At 58.3% G+C, this 19,102-nt stretch carries 18 protein-coding genes; 13 read left to right on the forward strand and 5 right to left on the reverse strand.

What is annotated here, in order from left to right:
- The first annotated feature begins 51 nt into the window (after window positions 1-51).
- The gene (locus ABMA60_RS00235; protein ID WP_392797230.1) at window positions 52-1,551 is read left to right on the forward strand and encodes a YifB family Mg chelatase-like AAA ATPase; all 1,500 of its coding nucleotides are present in this window, start codon (window positions 52-54) and stop codon (window positions 1,549-1,551) included.
- Window positions 1,552-1,571: 20 nt separating this feature from the next.
- Here the strand turns inward: ABMA60_RS00235 and ABMA60_RS00240 are convergent, their stop codons facing one another.
- A complete protein-coding gene (locus tag ABMA60_RS00240; protein WP_392797232.1) occupies window positions 1,572-2,333 on the reverse strand; it encodes an exodeoxyribonuclease III in 762 nt (253 codons plus the stop codon).
- Window positions 2,334-2,615: 282 nt separating this feature from the next.
- On the opposite strand from ABMA60_RS00240, the gene pyrE reads away from it, so the two are divergent.
- Window positions 2,616-3,266, forward strand: coding sequence for an orotate phosphoribosyltransferase (pyrE, locus tag ABMA60_RS00245; RefSeq protein ID WP_392800390.1), 651 nt, complete (start codon window positions 2,616-2,618; stop codon window positions 3,264-3,266).
- 81 nt (window positions 3,267-3,347) lie between these two features.
- The gene (locus tag ABMA60_RS00250) at window positions 3,348-4,031 is read left to right on the forward strand and encodes a TVP38/TMEM64 family protein (RefSeq protein WP_392797234.1); all 684 of its coding nucleotides are present in this window, start codon (window positions 3,348-3,350) and stop codon (window positions 4,029-4,031) included.
- Here the strand turns inward: ABMA60_RS00250 and ABMA60_RS00255 are convergent.
- Window positions 4,015-4,527, reverse strand: a complete 513-nt coding sequence (locus ABMA60_RS00255) for an acyloxyacyl hydrolase (RefSeq protein ID WP_392797236.1) — start codon at window positions 4,525-4,527, stop codon at window positions 4,015-4,017. The genes ABMA60_RS00250 and ABMA60_RS00255 overlap by 17 nt on opposite strands.
- Before the next feature lie 221 nt (window positions 4,528-4,748).
- On the opposite strand from ABMA60_RS00255, the gene ABMA60_RS00260 reads away from it, so the two are divergent.
- The 6 genes from ABMA60_RS00260 (at window position 4,749) to ABMA60_RS00285 (ending at window position 10,032) form a co-directional block, all read left to right on the forward strand.
- Window positions 4,749-5,420 carry a substrate-binding periplasmic protein gene (locus tag ABMA60_RS00260; RefSeq protein WP_392797238.1) on the forward strand — a complete coding sequence of 224 codons (672 nt, stop codon included), beginning with the start codon at window positions 4,749-4,751 and terminating at the stop codon, window positions 5,418-5,420.
- 90 nt (window positions 5,421-5,510) lie between these two features.
- A complete protein-coding gene (locus ABMA60_RS00265) occupies window positions 5,511-5,657 on the forward strand; it encodes a lipoprotein (RefSeq protein ID WP_392797240.1) in 147 nt (48 codons plus the stop codon).
- Complete coding sequence (gene lysA / locus ABMA60_RS00270; RefSeq protein WP_392797242.1) at window positions 5,654-6,919, forward strand: diaminopimelate decarboxylase; 1,266 nt, start codon at window positions 5,654-5,656, stop codon at window positions 6,917-6,919. Before ABMA60_RS00265 ends, lysA begins: the two co-directional genes overlap by 4 nt.
- A 7-nt stretch (window positions 6,920-6,926) precedes the next feature.
- Window positions 6,927-7,754 (forward strand): diaminopimelate epimerase, encoded by an 828-nt coding sequence (dapF, locus tag ABMA60_RS00275; protein ID WP_392797243.1) that lies wholly within the window; start codon window positions 6,927-6,929, stop codon window positions 7,752-7,754.
- Complete coding sequence (locus tag ABMA60_RS00280) at window positions 7,751-8,425, forward strand: DUF484 family protein (RefSeq protein WP_392797245.1); 675 nt, start codon at window positions 7,751-7,753, stop codon at window positions 8,423-8,425. The genes dapF and ABMA60_RS00280 overlap by 4 nt, the downstream gene beginning before the upstream one ends.
- 122 nt (window positions 8,426-8,547) lie before the next feature.
- Window positions 8,548-10,032: a putative bifunctional diguanylate cyclase/phosphodiesterase gene (locus ABMA60_RS00285; protein ID WP_392797247.1), complete on the forward strand. Its 1,485-nt coding sequence runs from the start codon at window positions 8,548-8,550 to the stop codon at window positions 10,030-10,032.
- On the opposite strand, the gene ABMA60_RS00290 is transcribed toward ABMA60_RS00285, so the two are convergent.
- Both ABMA60_RS00290 and ABMA60_RS00295 read right to left on the reverse strand, forming a co-directional pair.
- Window positions 10,022-11,380, reverse strand: a complete 1,359-nt coding sequence (locus ABMA60_RS00290) for a magnesium transporter (RefSeq protein WP_392797249.1) — start codon at window positions 11,378-11,380, stop codon at window positions 10,022-10,024. The genes ABMA60_RS00285 and ABMA60_RS00290 overlap by 11 nt on opposite strands.
- A gap of 107 nt (window positions 11,381-11,487) precedes the next feature.
- Window positions 11,488-12,204, reverse strand: a complete 717-nt coding sequence (locus tag ABMA60_RS00295; protein WP_392797251.1) for a hypothetical protein — start codon at window positions 12,202-12,204, stop codon at window positions 11,488-11,490.
- Between the two features lie 214 nt (window positions 12,205-12,418).
- Between ABMA60_RS00295 and rimK the strand changes: the two genes are divergently transcribed.
- A complete protein-coding gene (gene rimK, locus ABMA60_RS00300) occupies window positions 12,419-13,318 on the forward strand; it encodes a 30S ribosomal protein S6--L-glutamate ligase (RefSeq protein WP_392797252.1) in 900 nt (299 codons plus the stop codon).
- Between the two features lie 21 nt (window positions 13,319-13,339).
- The gene (locus tag ABMA60_RS00305) at window positions 13,340-14,347 is read left to right on the forward strand and encodes a succinylglutamate desuccinylase/aspartoacylase family protein (RefSeq protein ID WP_392797254.1); all 1,008 of its coding nucleotides are present in this window, start codon (window positions 13,340-13,342) and stop codon (window positions 14,345-14,347) included.
- Between the two features lie 37 nt (window positions 14,348-14,384).
- On the opposite strand, the gene ABMA60_RS00310 is transcribed toward ABMA60_RS00305, so the two are convergent.
- Entirely contained in the window at window positions 14,385-15,263 is an 879-nt protein-coding gene (locus tag ABMA60_RS00310) for a GNAT family N-acetyltransferase (protein WP_392797256.1), read from the reverse strand.
- A 142-nt stretch (window positions 15,264-15,405) separates the two neighbouring features.
- On the opposite strand from ABMA60_RS00310, the gene ABMA60_RS00315 reads away from it, so the two are divergent.
- Together ABMA60_RS00315 and ABMA60_RS00320 are read left to right on the forward strand one after the other, a co-directional pair.
- A complete protein-coding gene (locus ABMA60_RS00315) occupies window positions 15,406-17,091 on the forward strand; it encodes a transporter substrate-binding domain-containing protein (RefSeq protein ID WP_392797257.1) in 1,686 nt (561 codons plus the stop codon).
- Window positions 17,084-18,541, forward strand: a complete 1,458-nt coding sequence (locus tag ABMA60_RS00320) for a sigma-54-dependent transcriptional regulator (protein ID WP_392797259.1) — start codon at window positions 17,084-17,086, stop codon at window positions 18,539-18,541. The genes ABMA60_RS00315 and ABMA60_RS00320 overlap by 8 nt, the downstream gene beginning before the upstream one ends.
- The last annotated feature ends 561 nt before the right edge of the window (window positions 18,542-19,102 follow it).

Genomic DNA, 19,102 nt, shown 5'->3' on the forward strand with positions numbered 1-19,102 from the left:
GGAGTGGAAAGGGTAGCGTTAGGCCTCACTCAAACACTGTCAGGGACGACAATGAGTTTAGCGGTGCTCTACAGCCGTGCGCGTTTAGGGATGGATGCGCCACTGGTTACTATCGAAGTTCATCTCACCAATGGTCTGCCCGGTTTTACCATGGTCGGCTTACCGGAAACGGCGGTAAAGGAAGCGCGTGACCGGGTTCGCTCAGCGCTGCTGAACAGTCAATTTGAATTCCCCGACCGACGTATCACCGTCAATATGGCACCGGCCGATCTGCCCAAGCAGGGCGCTCAGTTTGATCTGGCCATCGCCCTGGGCATCCTGATCGCCAGCAAGCAATTACCCGCCGATGGCATCGACGGCTATGAGTTTTTTGGCGAGTTGGCGTTGTCAGGCGAATTGCGTCCGGGACCGGCGTCGCTGCCAGCGGCCATTGCCTGTACCGAAGCCAAACGCATCTTAATTACCAGTCCGTCCGGCGCCGCCGAAGCGGCTTTGGCCAGCGGTTCCGATGTACGCCACGCCAGCCACTTGTTGCAGGTCACCAGTCATTTCCGCGGTCATCAAAGTCTGCCGCAGGCGCATTATAAACTGCCCGAAGTGCCGCCACCGGTTGCCGATCTGGCGGAGGTTAAAGGCCAGGAAGGCGCCAAACGGGCCTTGGAAATCGCCGCTGCCGGACGTCATAACCTGCTGTTTTTTGGCCCGCCCGGCACCGGTAAAACCTTGCTGGCGTCGCGCCTGCCCGGCTTGTTACCGCCGCTGACTGAGCAGGAAGCCTTGGAAGTCGCCAGCGTGCAATCGGTCTGTGGCCTGCCGTTGAACTGGGGCTCCCGGCCCTTTCGCTCACCCCACCACACCGCCTCGGGCGTTGCGCTGATCGGCGGCGGTTCAATTCCGCGTCCCGGCGAAGTGACGTTGGCGCATCGGGGTGTGTTGTTTTTGGATGAACTGGCCGAGTTTCCACGTGCGGCCCTCGATGTACTGCGTGAACCTCTGGAAAGCGGCGAAGTCAGCATCGCCCGCGCCGCCCGCCAAACCACCTTTCCGGCGCGCTTCCAACTGGTGGCGGCCATGAACCCGACGCCGGGCGGTTACAGCCCGGATGACCCGCGCTCGCAGCGTTACACCCGCGAGCAGATGCAACGCTATCTGGCGCGGCTGTCCGGCCCTTTGTTAGACCGCATCGATCTGCATATCGAAGTACCAGCACTCCCCAAAGAAGTGCTGACCCGTGCCGCTCCAGGTGAATCCACAGCGGTCGTTCAGCAGCGGGTGGCCTTGGCGTGGCAGCGGCAATTGAATCGTCAGGGCTGTGCCAATGCCGATCTCAGCGGCGCGGCGCTAGAGCGCCACTGTGCCTTGGCTTACGCCGATCAACAGCTATTGGATAGGGCGATGGAGCGCTTACGGCTGAGTGCCCGGGCTTACCATCGCATCTTGCGGGTGGCACGCACCGTGGCGGATTTGCGGGGTGTTGCCGACATCGACAAGAGCGCCCTGATCGAGGCGCTCAACAGTCGGCAATTGGAGAAATTACTGGGGTCGGTGTAACTGCGAACGGAATGCCGGGATCACAGCTCCATATCGTATTCGATCATCACCGCCAGGTGCGGCGAGATACGTGGCTCACGCAGGATTTTCACATCGATCACATAGTCGGCGATGTTGGGCGTGACCATCTGATAATCGAGTCGCATGCCGTTGGCCTGGGCTTCATCAAAGGGCCACCAGCTGTGTTGACGATCCTGGCGGTTCATCAAACGGAAGGCGTCGACAAAGCCAATCGGTCCGGTCACCTGATCCATCCAGGCGCGCTCTTCGGGCAAAAAACCGGCTTCACGCTGATGGTTTTCCCAGTTGCCCAGGTCGATGGAGCGATGCGCCACCTGATAGGAACCGGCGAAGATAAACTCGCGCCGCTTGCGACGTGTTTTCTTCATGTGCAAACCGAGCACTTCCAGGAAGGCCAGTTTGTGCTCGACTTCTTCCTCGGTGCGCGCGTGCGGCACGTTGATGGAGGCGATGCTGACGTTATCGAAGTCGGCCTGGATAAAGCGACCTTCCAGATCCCACTGCGGCGAACCGATGCCGCGAATGATCGCCTTGGGCATGGTGCGACTGTAGATGGCAGTGCCGGAGTAGCCGTCTTCTTCGGCGTCGAAGAAAAAGGCGTTGTAGCCGGGCACGTCCAGAAAGGCTTCGGGCAGTTGATATTCCTTGGCACGCAGTTCCTGAACGCAGACCACATCCGCATCCAGTTTCTCGAGCCATTCGAGAAAGCCACGCTGGGAGGCATTCACAATGCCATTCAAATTGAGGGTGACGACCTTCATGCTGTCTATCCAGTCAAAAACGCGCGTATCATAGCGGCACCAAAGTGCAGTGTCACGGCACTGTACCGCCTTTTCAGCGCCATGTACGGGCTATTTTCAGAGATTAGGGTAAAGCGAATCGAACGCTCTGTTCACAAAAATTCAGCCGACTGTGCCGGTCTTTTTGTTCTCGGCCCGCTTTCGTTATACTCGCGCGCCAATTCGGCCCATGCGGCCACAACACTCATGCTCTGGGGACCTTAGCTCATGGATCATATCGCTTCCACCGCAACGACAGAAGCATTGAGCGACTGGCAACGCGATTTCATCCGTTTTGCGATCGATCAAGAAGTGCTCGGTTTTGGCGACTTCACGCTCAAATCCGGTCGCCAGAGTCCCTACTTCTTCAACGCCGGCCGTTTCCAGACCGGCGAAGCGCTCGATCGCCTGGGTCGCTATTACGCTCAGGCCTTGGTCGATTCAGGTCTGGATTTCGATCTGGTGTTCGGCCCGGCCTACAAAGGCATTCCGTTGGCGACCACCACCGTGGTGGCACTCAATCGCGATCACAGCCGCTCCGTGCCTTACGCTTTCAACCGCAAGGAAGCCAAGGATCACGGCGAAGGCGGCACTCTGGTTGGCGCTGAACTGAACGGCAACATTGTCATTGTCGATGACGTCATTACCGCCGGAACCGCCATCCGCGAAGTTCAGGCGTTGCTGGCGAATTATCCCAAGGCCCGGCTGGCCGGGGTGGTGGTTGCCATGGATCGTCAGGAAAAAGCGCCGGACAGTGAGTTGTCGGCCATCCAGGCGCTGCAGGCCGAACACCAGTTGCCGATCATTCCGGTGATCACCTTCAGTCAACTGGTCGACTATTTAAAAGAAAGCGGTGACTTCGCCGAGCACCTGCCGGCCATCGAAGCGTACCGGGCTCAATATGGCGTAGCCTGATAACGCCGCCGGAAAAAGTGATCTGAGAAACTTCCCTGCGCGAATGCAGTCTGAGTCTTCCAACCGTCCAGGAATCCAGCCATGCAACGCGCCCTCTTGATCGTACTGGTGGCTCTCGCCATCGCCGCCTTCTTTGTGTTCGATCTCGACAGTCAGCTGACGCTGGCAAACCTGCAGCAGCAACAGGCGCAACTGGCCGCTTACCAGGCGCAACATCCGTGGCAACTGGCCGCCCTCTACTTTGTTATCTATGTGCTGGTAACCGCGCTGTCACTGCCCGGCGCAACCTTGCTAACGCTGGCCGGCGGTGCGATTTTTGGTTTGCCACTGGGCTTGTTGCTGGTCAGTTTTGCCAGCACTCTGGGTGCGACCGGCGCCTTCTTAAGCGCTCGCTTTGTGTTGCGTGACTGGGTGCAGCAGCGTTTCGGAGATCGACTCGCGACCATCAATGCAGGCGTGGAAAAAGACGGCGGTTTCTATTTGTTTTCGCTGCGACTGGTGCCGCTGTTTCCGTTTTTCGTCATCAACCTGGCGATGGGCCTGACACCGATTCGCTTGCGGACTTTCTATTGGGTCAGCCAGGTCGGCATGCTGGCCGGCACCGCCGTCTATGTGAATGCCGGTACCCAGCTTGCTCAACTGGAAGGTCTGGGCGGCATCCTGTCGCCCGATCTGATCATCGCCTTTGTCCTGCTCGGCCTGTTTCCATTAGTGGCACGCAAAAGCCTGGCGCTGCTGCGCCAGCGTTTCAGTAGTGATACTTGATCACCGCGCCGTACCAGTTCTGACCGTTGTTGGGTTTTTCGATACCGCCGTTGGAGACATGCTGGAAGCGTCCGCCCAGTTGCACCGGCCCCCACTGCAATCCCAGACCAAAAATCTGACTGAATTGAAAACGCGTTGAATAAATATCCGGTCCTAAGGTCGTACGACTGAGATAAGCCACACCCAGACCGGTTTCGAAAATGCCGGTGACCGGCCCCATCGGCAGACGCCAATCGAATACCGGCGTAATGTTGGCCATGGACTGCTCCTGACGTACGCCATCTTCACGATAGGTGGCCTGGCCGAGCGCCACTTCCAGGGTGGTGGTTACCGCAAAGGGCCCGAAGTCACCGGTCACTGGCAAATCCCAACCGACCAGCAAACGACCGCGTTCTTTGCCGTCGTCGCTGCCGAAGTCGAGACCTGCGGTATCCGCACCCAGCGCATTCACTGCCATGGCAGTACCCACCGAGGTCAGTACCGCTACGTTATGCATCTTTAAAGGTTCGGCCTGAACCCCCGTTATCAGTGCTGCCGTCAATAAAAACCCTGCCCAGACGCGCATTCGATCCCCTCAATCAATGACCAAAGCCGGGCATTATAGCCAGGGCTGGGGTACTGACGCATTGCCGTTATACTGCAGCGATGCCGCCAAATTTTTTGCGAACGCTATTTTGCCTGGGGTTACTGGGCCCAATTCAGGTTGTCGCCGATACGATGCTGACCATCGTATCTGAACCCTGGCCTCCTTATGTCACCGAGCAGATCGATCTGCCCGGCTTCGATGTGGAAGTGACCGAAGCGGTGCTGGCCCAGCTCGACCTGGAGATGGAGCTGCAATTGCTGCCCTGGCGCCGGGCATTGATTGAGGTTAACTCCGGCCAGGCCGATGCCTTGCTCGACGCCTTCGACAGTCCGGAACGGCGCCGCCAACTGCACTATCCGGACGAACCACTGAGCTACAGCACGTCCTACCTTTATTGTTATGCCTGCGAACGCAGCCAGGCGCCCACGCTGGCCGAACTTGAGGGTGCGGTGGTGGCGATCAACCGAGGTTATCAATACAACGACGCCTTCGATGTCTATCCGGGCATCGATCGCATTCCGGTGGATACCTTCGAGCAGGGTTTTCGTTTGCTGCAACGCGGTCGGGTGGACTATTACGCCGTCAACAGCCGAGTCGCCAGCTTCGTGTTGCAGCAATGGCAAGACGCCCGCATCAAACCACTGGCGCCCTCTCTGGCACCGGCAGAACCGGTCTATCTGGTGTTTGCCGACAAGCCCGGTTACGACGCTCTGGCGCAGCGCTTCAGTGATGAACTGCGCCGTTTCAAACAAACCCCGGCCTACCGTGCCATCCTGCGTCGTTATGGCCTGAATGGACCTTAACGTACCGGCGAACCCGGGCCGATGGATGGGCTTAGCGGCCCAGTTCCCCTATACTGGCGCTTCGTTTTCGCTCGGTTTGGACTGGCACTTATGCATCGAATCCTCCGCACCTTGTTGTGCTCATTCTGGCTGATGGTCACGCTGACCGCCTGCGGTCAGAAAAGTGACCTCTATCTGCCCAGCGAATCCGCCCGCTCAAGCACGACTTCAGCACAGGAATTGATACTGCCATCATGACGGCCGACGCCTCCGCTTTCGCATCCCGCAACGGCGAACTCCACGCCGAAGCAGTACCACTCCGCCAACTGGCCGAACAGTTTGGTACGCCGCTCTACGTTTATTCGCGTACCGCCATCGAGCAGAAGTTCGACGCCTACCGTCGTGGCCTGGGCAACCACCCGGGCATGATCTGTTACGCCGTTAAGGCCAATTCCAATCTGGCCGTGCTCGATGCATTGGCGCAGCGTGGCGCCGGTTTCGATATCGTCAGCCTGGGTGAACTGGAGCGCGTCCTGGCCGCCGGCGGCGATCCGGCCAAGGTGGTGTTCTCCGGTGTCGCCAAGCAGGCGCACGAAATGCAGCGCGCTCTGGAAGTGGGCATTCACTGTTTTAACGTCGAATCGGAAAGCGAATTGCGTCGGCTCAATAAAGTCGCTGGCGAACTGAGTGTGCGGGCACCGGTTTCGCTGCGCGTGAATCCGGATGTCGATGCTCAGACCCATCCCTACATTTCCACCGGCCTGAAACAGAATAAATTCGGCATCGCCATCGACCGCGCGTTAGACGTTTATCGATTAGCCGTGCAGGATTTACCCAACCTCGATTTAATCGGCGTCGATTGCCATATCGGCTCGCAGATTCTCAACACCTCGCCATTCGATGACGCCCTCGATCGCGTCCTGGCGCTGGTCGACACCCTCGCCAGCGAAGGCATTAAATTACGGCATCTGGACCTCGGCGGCGGCCTCGGTGTGCGTTATACCGGCGAAGATATCGAACCGGATGTGGCGGCTTTCGTTGCCCGTCTGGTCGAGGTGCTGGGCGATCGTGATTTGGAACTGGTGCTGGAACCGGGCCGTTCCATCGTCGCCAATGCCGGGGTGTTGTTAACGCGCGTGGAATTTCTCAAAGACAACGGCGACCATCATTTCGCCATTGTCGATGCCGGCATGAACGATCAGATTCGTCCGGCGCTGTATCAGGCCTGGATGAGTATTGAGCCGGTAACGCCCAACGCCAACGGCCAACAGGCGGACTGGGATATTGTCGGCCCGGTCTGTGAAACCGGCGATTTTCTGGGCAAGGGTCGCCCGCTGGCGCTGGCCGAAAACGATCTGCTGGCGGTGCATTCGGCCGGCGCTTATGGATCGGTTATGGCCTCTAATTATAATTCGCGTAATCGTCCGGCCGAAGTCATGGTGGCAGGCGATCAGGTTCAGTTGGTGCGCAAGCGGGAAACCATTGCGGATCAACTGGCCCTGGAATCCCGACTGAGCTGAGCCCGATATGCGTCTGAAATTCACCAAAATGCACGGCCTGGGCAATGACTTTATGGTCATTGATGGCGTTTCCCAGAACGTGGAATTTTCTGCGGAGCAGGTTGAACGTTGGGCCGATCGCCACTTTGGCATCGGTTTTGATCAACTGTTGTTGGTCGAACCACCGACGCGTCCGGATCGGGATTTTCGCTATCGCATCTTCAACGCCGACGGCGGCGAGGTGGAAAACTGCGGCAACGGCGCACGCTGCTTTGCGCGTTTTGTGCTCGATCGCAAACTGATTCAGGCCGAGCGCATCCGCGTCGAAACCGCCGGTGGCGACCTGGAACTGTTGGTGCAGCCCAACGGCGAAGTCACCGTCGATATGGGCCGGCCACGGCTGGCGCCGGACAAAATCCCATTCACCGCTGACCAGCGTCAATTGCTCTATCCACTGCAAACCGCTGCTGGCGAAACGCTGGACATCGCTGCCATTAACATGGGCAACCCGCACTGCGTGCTGCGCGTCGACAGCGTCGACAGCGCGCCGGTGGAAACGCTGGGACCGGAGCTGGAACAGCACGAGCGCTTTCCTCAACACGTCAACGTTGGCTTTCTGCAAATCATCGATCGCAGCCAGGCACGGTTACGCGTTTACGAACGCGGCGTCGGTGAAACCCTGGCCTGTGGTACCGGCGCCTGCGCTGCCATGGTGGCCGGTCATATCAACGGTTGGTTCGATGATCAGGTTCACATCCATCTGACTGGTGGTACCCTGAAAATTGAGTGGTCCGGTGATGGCAATGTTTTGATGACCGGGCCGGTCGAAACCGTCTATGAAGGAGTGGTGGGGTGACCGAGACTGTTAACGACAGCGCTGTATCGGAAGAGGCGGTCATCGCCTATTTGCGTCAGCAGCCGGATTTTTTCGAGCAGCACCCCAACCTGCTCAAGCAACTGCATCTGCGTCACGAATCCGGCAACGCTATTTCCCTGATGGAGCGTCAGAATCAGATTCTGCGCCACGAAAACCGTCAGCTGATCGACCGCCTGAATCACTTTATTGAAGTGGCTCAACGCAACGACCGCCTGTTTCAGCAATTACAACGACTGGTGCTGGCCATGGTGCCACACGACACCGCCAGTGGTCTGATCGAAGCTTTGGAAACCGGCCTGATTGAGCAATTCGAGGTGCACGAAACCAGCGTGATTCTGTGCGATCGCGCCAACGCCGATGGCGACCCCTGGCTACAGATCAGCCGCGACAGTCTGAGCCAATATTTCCCCACCCTGATCAACGACGGCAAAGCCATGTGCGGCAGCTTCAGTGACAGCGAACGTGATTTTCTGTTCGCAGGGCGCAACGTCGGTTCCATCGCACTGGCCCCGCTCACCGATGTCAACAACCAGACTCTGGGTGTGCTGGCATTAGGACATCACGACAGCCAGCATTTCCGCTCCGGCACCGAAACGCTGTTTCTCAGCCACCTGGCGCAAGTGACCAGCCTGTTACTGCAGCGCTGCTGACACTTTCTTTATCTCTGTTGACACTTTCTAGATAAAGGTCAGTAAAGTGTGACGCCAGCGCCGTCCCGCTGTTGCAATGGCTGCTACACTGCCAGGCAATTCGTTCACAACCTGCCGTTTTCATGTTCAAACCCGCACTGCGCATTGCTCTCATTTACGCCCTCTTCGCCGGCGCCTGGATTCTGTTTTCAGACAAGGTAGTGGAAGCGCTGATCGACGACGTCATCTGGCTGAATCGAGCCCAGTCGCTCAAGGGCATCGCTTTCGTTCTAGTCACCAGTCTGTTGCTCTACATCCTGCTGTATCAAACCTTGCGTCAGGTACAGACGGTCACCTTAAAAGACCCACTCACCGGTCTGCCCAATCGCTACGCCTTTGAAGCCGAATTGAAACGTCGCTGCCGGCGCAGTCTGCAACGTGGCTCGGTGTTCAGCCTGAGCATGCTCGACATCGATCACTTCAAGAACATGAACGATGAACTGGGCCACAGCATTGGCGATGATCTGTTGGTGGCGCTGCACGGATCACTGCACCAGCATCTGGGAGAAAGCTGGTATCTGGCCCGGCTCGGCGGCGATGAATTTGGTCTGATCAGTCCACCGGAATTGACCCTGGAAGAATGCAGCGAACGCCTCGATTGGCTGCAGCACAGTGTAACCCGCAGCGCCAAACACAACCGACTCCACGGCCAGACGGTGAGCATGGGTTCCAGTCATTTTCCGGCCGATGGTGACAACAATCGCGATCTGATGCGTCACGCCGACATGGCCTTATTTCACGCCAAATCACATGGCCGCGACCGCCACAGCGTGTTCCGTGAAGAACTCAAAGATCGCCTGATGGAACGGCTGACGCTGACCAAGGATTTGCGTCAGGCCATCGACGACAGCGCCTTCGAACTGGTTTATCAACCCCAGTGGAACGTGCACGAAAAACGCTGGGTCGGCGCCGAGGTATTGATTCGCTGGAATCATCCGCAACGCGGTTATATTTCCCCGGCCGATTTTATTCCACTGGCTGAAGAGCAAAGCCTGATCGGCGCCATTACCGATTTCGTGATCAACCGCGCCTTTGCCGAACTCGACGCTGCCGGCATTCGGCAAAACAAACTTGGGCGCATTTCGGTCAACCTGTCGCACCTGGCGCTGATCGAAAAAGCCACCATGAGTCACCTGCTGCAACTGACCAAAACCCAGCCCGAAGACAGCCCGGTGTTGCGTCTGGAAATTACCGAAACCGCAACTATGCAGGATCTGGATGTGGCGCTGAACGCGATCAGCGCCTGGCGGCAGGAAGGCATTGAATTTTCCATCGACGATTTCGGCACCGGCTATTCGTCGCTGTCGATGCTCAAGCAGTTGCCGCTGGTGGAGTTAAAGATTGATCGCAGTTTTATTCAGGATATTCCGGACGATCACAACGACGCCGTCATCACCGAAACCATTCTCGCCATGGCGCGTACCCTGAAACTGGAAGTGGTTGCCGAAGGCGTAGAAACCGACGCCCAGGCCGCGTTTTTAACGCAACACGGCTGCTCCATCATGCAGGGATTTTACTACGCCCGGCCAATGCCGATCGGTCAGTTGAGCCAGTTGCTCAACCAATAAAGGCCAGCACCAACGATGCAGTACCGAGAAAGGCAAAGAAGCCGACCACATCGGTGACCGTGGTCAACACCACTGAACCGGCCAGCGCCGGATCGATCTTCATGCGCGACAACACCCAAGGCACCGCTACGCCGGCCAGCGACGCCGCCACCAGATTGACCAGAATGGCAAAGGCGATCACGCCCATCAGTACCAGGCTGTCGTACCAGAGGCTGGCGACAATACCGATAACAATGGCCCACAACACCGCATTAATCGCGCCCACCAGCAATTCCTTGCGCAACAGCGAGCGCACGTTGGCTGAACCGAGCTGGCCAGTGGCCAGACCACGAATCGCCAGACTGAGCGTCTGACTGCCGGCAATACCGCCCATGCTGGCGACCACCGGCATCAACACCGCCAACGCCACCCATTGCGACAAGGCCACTTCAAAACGACCGATCACCCAGGCGGCGAGCAAAGCGGTCAATAAATTAATGCCCAGCCAGACCGAGCGCTTGGGCACCGCCAGACGCACCGGCGAAAATAAATCTTCCTCTTCCAGACCACCACCAGTGAGCTGGGAAATCTGCCGTTCCTGTTCTTCGGTGATCACATCGAGCGCATCGCTGGCGGTAAAGCGTCCCAGCACCGTGCCGTTTTCATCGACCACCGGCAGCATCGACCAACCCGATACGCGAATTGCCTGAGCCCCTTCGTGCAGCGACAAGGCCGGATTCAGCGGATTAATTTCCGGATCGATAAACTGGCTGAGCGGTTGCTGAGTCGGCACCTGCATGGCGGTATCGAGTGACAGACAACCCTGGAAACGGCCGTTGTCGTCGACCAGCACAATCACATCGGTCATCTCCGGAATACCGGTTTCGCGCAGCGCCTTGCGAAACAGACGACCGGGCGTGTCCGCCAGAACGGTAATAACCTTGAAGCTGAGCCAGCGACCAATCTGATCATCGTCGTAACCCAGGGCCGCCTGCAGCTGTTCACGTTCTTCCTGATCGAGTCGGCGCAACACCCGCCGGCCCAATTGCACCGGCAGGTCATCCATCAATTCGAGCAGGTCTTCCGGGTCGGTGCGACCGAGCCATTGCAGCAGTGAATCCGGCGGTGCCGCTTTGAGCAGTGAACGGCGATGTTCATCGTGCAATTCCACCAACACCGCACCACGCACCGCCGGCGGCACCGCCTGCCAGACGGACAGACGCGCTTCGAACGGCAAGGATTCCAGCGTAAAAGCGATATCGGTTTCGGACAGGCCATCAAACCAGTCAGAACGGGGAGGGCGATCGGCCGCCAGCTCTTCCAGCCAGAATTCGACGTGATCGTGCAGGGTTTCTTCGCGGCTCGACATGCTTGGGCAGTTCCCGGGAAAAACGATGGGCGGCCGGCAAACGCCGACCCGGTACAGCTCAGATCAACTCTAACTATAGCACGAGGTGAATGACATTTTGTGCGCTCTCAGGCGGCGATACCAACCACCAGCCGAGCCACATAACCGGCCACCGGATTGCCGCTGATGGCCGCCACCTGCAATTGGCTGCCATCGGCAAAAATCGGATCGGTGGCGACGCTGCTGACCGACGCATTCTGCCCACGGTCGGCATAGCCGCGACTGTTATAGACCGCCTGAGTGACGGTATCGGGAAACGCCAATTGGGAAGTCACGGTAGCGCGACTGCCCGCCGGATCTTCCAGATACACCTGGAAATGAATGTGGCTGACGCGGCCACGATACCAACCCGGATAGAGCGTATTGAAACGCGCCACGCCCTGACCATCGGCAAACTGCAGACCGCGACAGAAGGTCTCACCACGGCTGTCGCCATAGCCGGAGTAATGGCCGTCCCGGTCGCAATGCCAGACATAAACACCGGCGCCTTCGATTGGCCGGCAAGCGTTGTTCACATCGACCACTTTTAATTGCAGCGCCAGGGGCACACCCGGCTGACCTTCGGTCAGATCACGACGGACCAGTTCCGGGCGATTGAGAATCTCACGCAGCGGAAAAGGGCCTTCGGTTTCACGCGGTGTTAATCGACATTGGATATCGGCCGGCTCATCTTCATTTTCGGCACGCACAAAACCGGATGCGCTGATCAAAGCGCCGGTCATCATGCCGCCGGCCAAACCCAAAAAAAGACGCCGGCTGGTTGCCGGAAAGTTGTTATTGCTCATGCCATCTAGCCCTCGGTCGATGCCATTCAATATAAGCGGTACCTTTGTACGTTATTCGCACGCGCTGCGAATGTGCCATTAGGCAGAAAGACGCGTAAAAAGCCCGTAAGGGCTAGGCTTGGCATGTCGGCGTCAATTGCTTGAAGATAGTGGATCAGGTTGATCATTCGCCGTATGCTGCGCCGCCGCCATTCTTCTGCCATGGGAGTTCGCAATGAAACTGGCTGTACTGACCCGCGAGCCGACTAACTATTCGACCCAGCGGCTGGTCTCGACCGCCCAGTCACGCGGTCACGAAGTGCTGGTCATCGACACCCTGCGTTGCTACATGAGCATCGCCTCTCATCGCCCGACCATTCATTACAAGGGCGAAGCTCTGGAGAATGTTGACGCCATCATTCCGCGCATCGGCTCGTCTATTACCTTTTATGGCACTGCCGTGGTTCGGCAATTCGAGATGATGGGCACCACGACGCTGAATCCGTCACTCGCCATTTCCCGCTCGCGCGATAAATTGCGTTCCATGCAGATGCTGGCGCGCAAGGGCATCGGCTTGCCGATCACCGGTTTTGCGCACAGCCCGGACGAAATTCCCGACCTGATTCAGATGGTCGGCGGCGCGCCCCTGGTGGTGAAACTGCTCGAAGGCACTCAGGGCATCGGTGTGGTCTTGTGTGAAACACGCAAGGCAGCGGAAAGCGTGATCGAGGCGTTTCTGGGTCTGGACACCAACATCCTGGTGCAGGAATACATCAAGGAAGCCGGCGGCGCCGACATCCGTTGTTTCGTCATTGGCGACAAGGTGGTGGCGGCGATCAAACGTCAGGCCGCGCCCGGCGAATTTCGCTCCAACCTGCATCGTGGCGGCAGCGCCGAAGTGGTTAAAATCACCCCCGAGGAACGCAAAACGGCGGTGCGTGCCGCCAGGGTGATGGGGCTGGAAGTCGCCGGTGTCGATATTCTGCGCTCCAACCACGGCCCGGTGGTGATGGAGGTGAATTCCTCGCCCGGGTTGGAGGGCATCGAAATGTCCACCGGTAAAGACATCGCCGGCCTGATCGTTACTCATCTGGAAAAGACGCTGGTCGAAAAACCCAAACGCGTCGAAGGTTAACCGCACAAGGAAGCCATCCTCATGCCGCAAATCGAACCTGCCAAACTGGCACCCGGTCGCTGGCACAATCTGCCGCTGGCGTTGCCCGGCGCACCGGGTAACTCCGACGCCACCATGCACACCTTTGTGCGCCGTGGTCGCAAACCGGGGCCGACCCTCTTTGTCACCGCAGCGCTGCACGGCGATGAACTGAACGGTCTGGAAGTGATTCGTCGTTTTATGCGCTCGCGCAAACTGCGCGGCCTGAAAGGTACCGTCATCGTGGTGCCGGTGGTCAACGTACACGGCTTCGGTATGGGCTCGCGCTATCTGCCTGACCGGCGCGACCTGAACCGCGTTTTTCCTGGTTCAGCGTCCGGCACGCTGGCTTCGCGCGTTGCCGAAGTGCTGATGCAGGAAGTGGTGCTGCAATCGGATTACGGCATCGACCTGCACACCGCGGCGCTGCACCGTTTCAACGTGCCGCAGGTGCGTGCCGAGTTGAATAATCCCGACGTTGAAGCCATGGCGCGTGCCTTTGGTGTGCCGCTGATTCTCAACAGCGAATTGCGCGAAGGCTCACTGCGGCAGTCAGCTGGTAACAACAATATTCCGGTGCTGGTCTATGAAGCGGGCGAAGCACTGCGTCTGGATGAAATCAGCATCCGCGCCGGCACCCGCGGTATCACCAACGTGATGATGCATCTGGGCATGCTCAGCGGCGTACTGAAAGTACGTACTGATCAAACGGTAGCCGACACCTCTTACTGGGAACGCGCCGCCGATTCGGGCGTGTTTCAGTGTCTGGTCAAACCCGGCACCTATGTGAAGAAAGATCAGTTACTAGCGCGCATCATCGGCCCGAACACCATGGAAGCGACCGAAGTGCGCTCCTCGCGCGCCGGCATTCTGGTCGGGCTGACGCAGCTGGCGCTGGTTTACGAAGGCGATGCGCTGTTTCACATCGCACGCTATCGCGGCATGTCCGAAGACGTGGCCAGCCAGGTGGAACGTTTCCACGAAGAACTGGGGCCCGAATTTGGTACTTAATTAAAAGTTAGGTACTTAATAATTTAGAAAGGACGCTTTAGAGTCGATCGGCGAACAACGGTTCGTCGAGCAGCTTCATGCCGAACTCGCCGCTGCGCTGATAGCCCAGTGATTCATAAGCGCGTTGGGCAGCAAAGTTGTCGTGGCCGGTAAACAGCACCGAGCGCTGCACGCCCTGATCACGCGCCAGCAACAACGATCCCGCCACCACCGCCCGGCCGTAACCATGGCCACGCTGTTGTTCTGGTGTGAAGACGCCGCCGATCTGCACCGTCTGCGCTGCCTGCGCATTAAAACCGGACATGGCGACCGGCTGGTCACCGCGACACAACACAAAGAGATTGCCGCTGGGAATTTCCTGCTGCATCAGCGCACGGGCACGGCGTCGGGTTTCGGCATTATCCGGTTCGGCCATGGTTTCCCCGGCATAGACAATGCGCCATTCCACCAACAGATCTTCATCGGCCGGCGTCGCCAGACGGATGTTCAGTTCACCGCTCAACAAGGCTTCAGGAATTTGCAGTTGATCCAGATCGAGGCTGTAGAGCGGTTCGGGGTTATCCATGCGCCAGTGCTGCACCTGAAAGAAATCCCCCAACCAGTCGACTTGCGCCCGTTCGCCGATAATCCCCTGCACTGGCCGGTCGGCCTGTTCAACCACCAGGGGTGCTAGTTGCTCAAGCCCTCTGGGCGCCGAGGGTAACAACATGCCTTGCCAGTAGTGCGCCACCACGCCAACCAACTGACCGTTTTCGAAGGCGCCCCAATACTGCCCCTGATAGGGCACATCACCGGCGACCACGCCGCTGTGTTCAAGGTTGTTCAACAGGAACAGGCTGACATCGCGGTGGCTCAGCAAAAACTCTCGCAGTTGGGATTCGTCGGATGCATTCAGGCGGCGGGCGGCAAGGGACACAGCAACTCTCCAGAACCTTGGAAACCGCCAGTATCTCAACTCGCTCTCTGTCCGCAAGGGCTTTTGCCCTGATCGCCAGGAGTCGCTATATTCTCGGCCACTGCGCCACCGTGCGCCCAATGCCGTCGCCGAGGAACTTTTTTTGTCCCGCCGCCTGACCGACCTTTGTGTTGCCCTGACTGTCACCATTTTGTTGCTACCGCTGGTGGCGCAGGCGGACGTCATTCATGTCGGTGGCGACGATTCCTTTCCGCCTTATGAGTTTGTCGATGACGACGGCAAGGTGACCGGCTACAACGTCGACATGACGCGCGCCATTGCCGAGGTGATGGGACTGGATATCGAGATCACTCTGAGCAGCTGGTCGTCGATGCGCTCGGCGCTGGATAACGGCGAGATGGATGTGCTGCAGGGCATGATAGCGTCACCCGAACGGGCCAAGGATTATAGCTTCAGCCCGCCCTCGGTGATCGTGAATTTTTCCTTCTTCGCGCGCAGTGACGATCCTGAACCGAACAGCCTGGTCGATATTCGCGGCAAAACCGTTGTGGTGCAGCGCGAAGACATTATGCACGACTACTTGCGCGAGCGGGATTTAGGCGTGCGCATTGTGCCGGTCCGCACCCACTACGATGCGCTGCGTCAGATCGCCGCCGGGCGTTTCGATTACGCCCTCGGCGCCACCTTGCCGAGCCTCTATTACAGTCGCGAATACGGTCTGTCGAATGTCGAATCGGTGTGGCGACCGGTGCAGGCACAGCCCTATGGCTATGCGGTGAAAAAGGGCAATGAAGACATCCTGGCGCTGTTCTCCGAAGGCCTGGCGATTCTCAAAAACACCGGCCAGCAACAGGCCATTTACGACAAGTGGCTGGGCTCATTGGAAAATCCACAAAGCCGCGACTGGCGCCTGGTGGGCATCGCCACCGGTGCGACTTCAGCGGTGTTGCTGTTCGGTCTGGGTCTGGTGGTGATCTGGAACCGCACGCTGCAGCGCCGGGTCGAACGCCAGACTGAAGAAGTGCGCAAACAACAGCAGCAATTGATTCAGGCCGACAAGATGAGTTCGCTCGGTACCCTGGTGTCGGGCGTGGCGCATGAAATCAATAATCCGTCAGGACTGATTTTGCTCAACCTGCCGATGCTCAGCGACGCCTGGGATGACGCGCTGCCGTTGCTGGACCGCCTCTACGACAGCGGCCGTTTCGACATCGCCGGGCTCGACTACCAACGCATCCGCAGCGAAATCCCTTACGTGATCAGCGAGATGAACGAAGGCGCCCAGCGCATCCGCCGTATCGTCAACGACCTGCGCGATTTCGCCCGCCAGGAAGCCAAAGACACCGCCGTGCCGATCAACCTCAATGAGGTCGTCGCCACCGCCGCGCGCCTGCTCGATGTCACCATTCGCGGCTACACCCGCCACTTCTCGTTGGTGCTCGATCCCTACCTGCCGTCGATGCTCGGCAACGCTCAGCGCATTGAACAGGTGGTGGTCAATCTGATCATTAACGCCTGCCAGGCCTTGCCGGACGACAGCCGGGCGGTCAAGGTGGAAACGCGCATCCACCACGCCAGTCAGCGCCTGGTGCTGGTGGTAGAGGACGAAGGCTGCGGCATCGAACCGGAAGCGCTGTCGAATCTGACCGATCCGTTCTACACCACCAAGCGCGAAAGCGGCGGTACCGGCTTGGGACTGTCGGTGTCGGCCGGTATCGTCACCGCCTATCAGGGCAAAATGAACTTTTATTCCCAGCCGGGTGAAGGCACACGCGTTGAAGTGACTTTCCCCTGGAATCACCACGAAGAGACAGCCGTTCATGAATAAGAGTGCCGATCAGACCGATAGCCGCTACCCGGAATTCGGTATCCTGCTGGTGGATGACGAGGCCTCCTATCACCGCAGCCTGGGGCTGATGCTGGAACGCAAAGGCGGCATCAACCATCTTTATTACTGTCAGGACAGCCGCGATGCCATGGCCATGCTGGAAACCTATCCCATCGGCGTGGTACTGCTCGATCTGAACATGCCGCATCAGTCCGGCCAGTCACTGCTGCGCGAAATGAGCGAAGCCTTTCCCAACGTTGTTATCGTCATCATCAGTGGTCTGAACCAGGTCGAGACGGCGGTCGAATGCCTGCGCATGGGCGCCTTCGATTTTTATGTGAAGACCACCGAATCGACGCGTCTGCTCGAAGGTATCAAGCGCGCCATCCAGTTGCAGGAAATCAAACGCGAAAACGAAGAGTTGCGTCACCGGGTGCTCAGTCGCCGGCTGGATTCGCCCGAGGTGTTTTCCGACATCCTGACGCAAAGCCGCGCCATGGCCTCGGTGTTTCAGTATCTGGAATCGGTGGCGCGGTCGTCCCAGCCGCTGATGATCTGCGGTGAAAGTGGCACCGGTAAAGAGCTGATCGCGCGCGCCGTGCATCGTTTATCCGGGCGAACGGGGAAACTGGTTACTGTCAATGTCGCCGGCCTCGACGATCACATCTTCAACGACACCCTCTTTGGTCACCGCAAAGGTGCCTTTACCGGCGCCGACACCGAACGCGCCGGCCTGGTCGAAGAAGCCTCCGGCGGCACGCTGTTTTTGGATGAAATTGGTGACTTGCCGCCGCCAGCGCAGATCAAGCTGCTGCGCCTGTTGCAGGAAGGTGAGTATTACCCCATCGGCGCCGACCGACCCAAACGCACCCAGGCGCGCATTTTAGTAGCCACCCATCAGGATCTGGCAGAACGTCAGCAAGCTGGCGAGTTTCGGCGCGACCTCTATTACCGGCTGTGCACCCACCAGGTTCAGATCCCGCCACTGCGTGCCCGGCGCGAAGACATCCGCCTGCTGTTCACCTATTTCGCCGAGCTCGCCGCCGAAGACCTGGGTCAGTCGGTGCCCGATTACAGCCCGGAACTCTGGGCCGTACTGCAGAACTACGACTTCCCCGGCAACGTGCGTGAGCTGCGCGCCATGGCGTTCGATGCGGTCAGCCGGCACCAATCCAGCGGCCCGCTCAAACCCAGCGATCTGCCCTGGCAACAGGACCGCGATCCGAATATCGACGCCAGCCAGGGGGGCGCTCTGGTGAACTTCCCGCTCGACGCCCGCCTGCCCACGCTCAGTGAAATGGATGAGCTGCTGATTCTCGAAGCCATGCACCGGGCTGACAACAATCAGTCCATCGCTGCCCGCATTCTGGGCATTTCCCAACCGGCGCTGAGCAAGCGGCTGAAACGGCAGCGCGATGGTGAATCGCGCAAAACCAGCCTGTCTGACTGATCTCGACTATTCCTTTGGTTATAACTATTCCAAAAGTTATAGGCACTTTGTGATCTTGGTCACACGCACAACGGCTGTGCATTTGCTCTATGCCACCCATGGAGGGCGATTGAGCATTGTTCAAAGTTTCCACAGGCGCACTTTTATCGCCCATCAAAACGCACCCATTTAGTGCTATGACTCATGACGGTGCAAAGGCTTTGTTGAACCCGCTGCACCACTTTATTCCATTCGTTATAGTCCCTTGACCTTGTCTTTACGCCGCAAATCGCTTATTTCTACAATAAAAACAATAACTTAACTTGTATCGATACAAGTTGGCCCTGTCCTTGCTCTATGGAACCGGGCGATAAAAAGAACGATCTGATAACGAGAATAACAATGCCGGTTTGCCCGATACTCGATGCCCCGCTTTGTGTAAGCCCACCAGACCCTGCGTGTCTGCTGTCATGACGAAGATTCAAGGCGTCCTCACCTGGCGGTGACTGGACGACCGGAATTCGGATCGTCGGGCTGTGATGACCGTCCGGCATCGTGAATAACCCGCCTGCCAAAAGCAGT

The organism is Saccharospirillum sp. HFRX-2, assembly GCF_043196805.1.
Taxonomy (GTDB): Bacteria; Pseudomonadota; Gammaproteobacteria; order Pseudomonadales; family Natronospirillaceae; genus Saccharospirillum.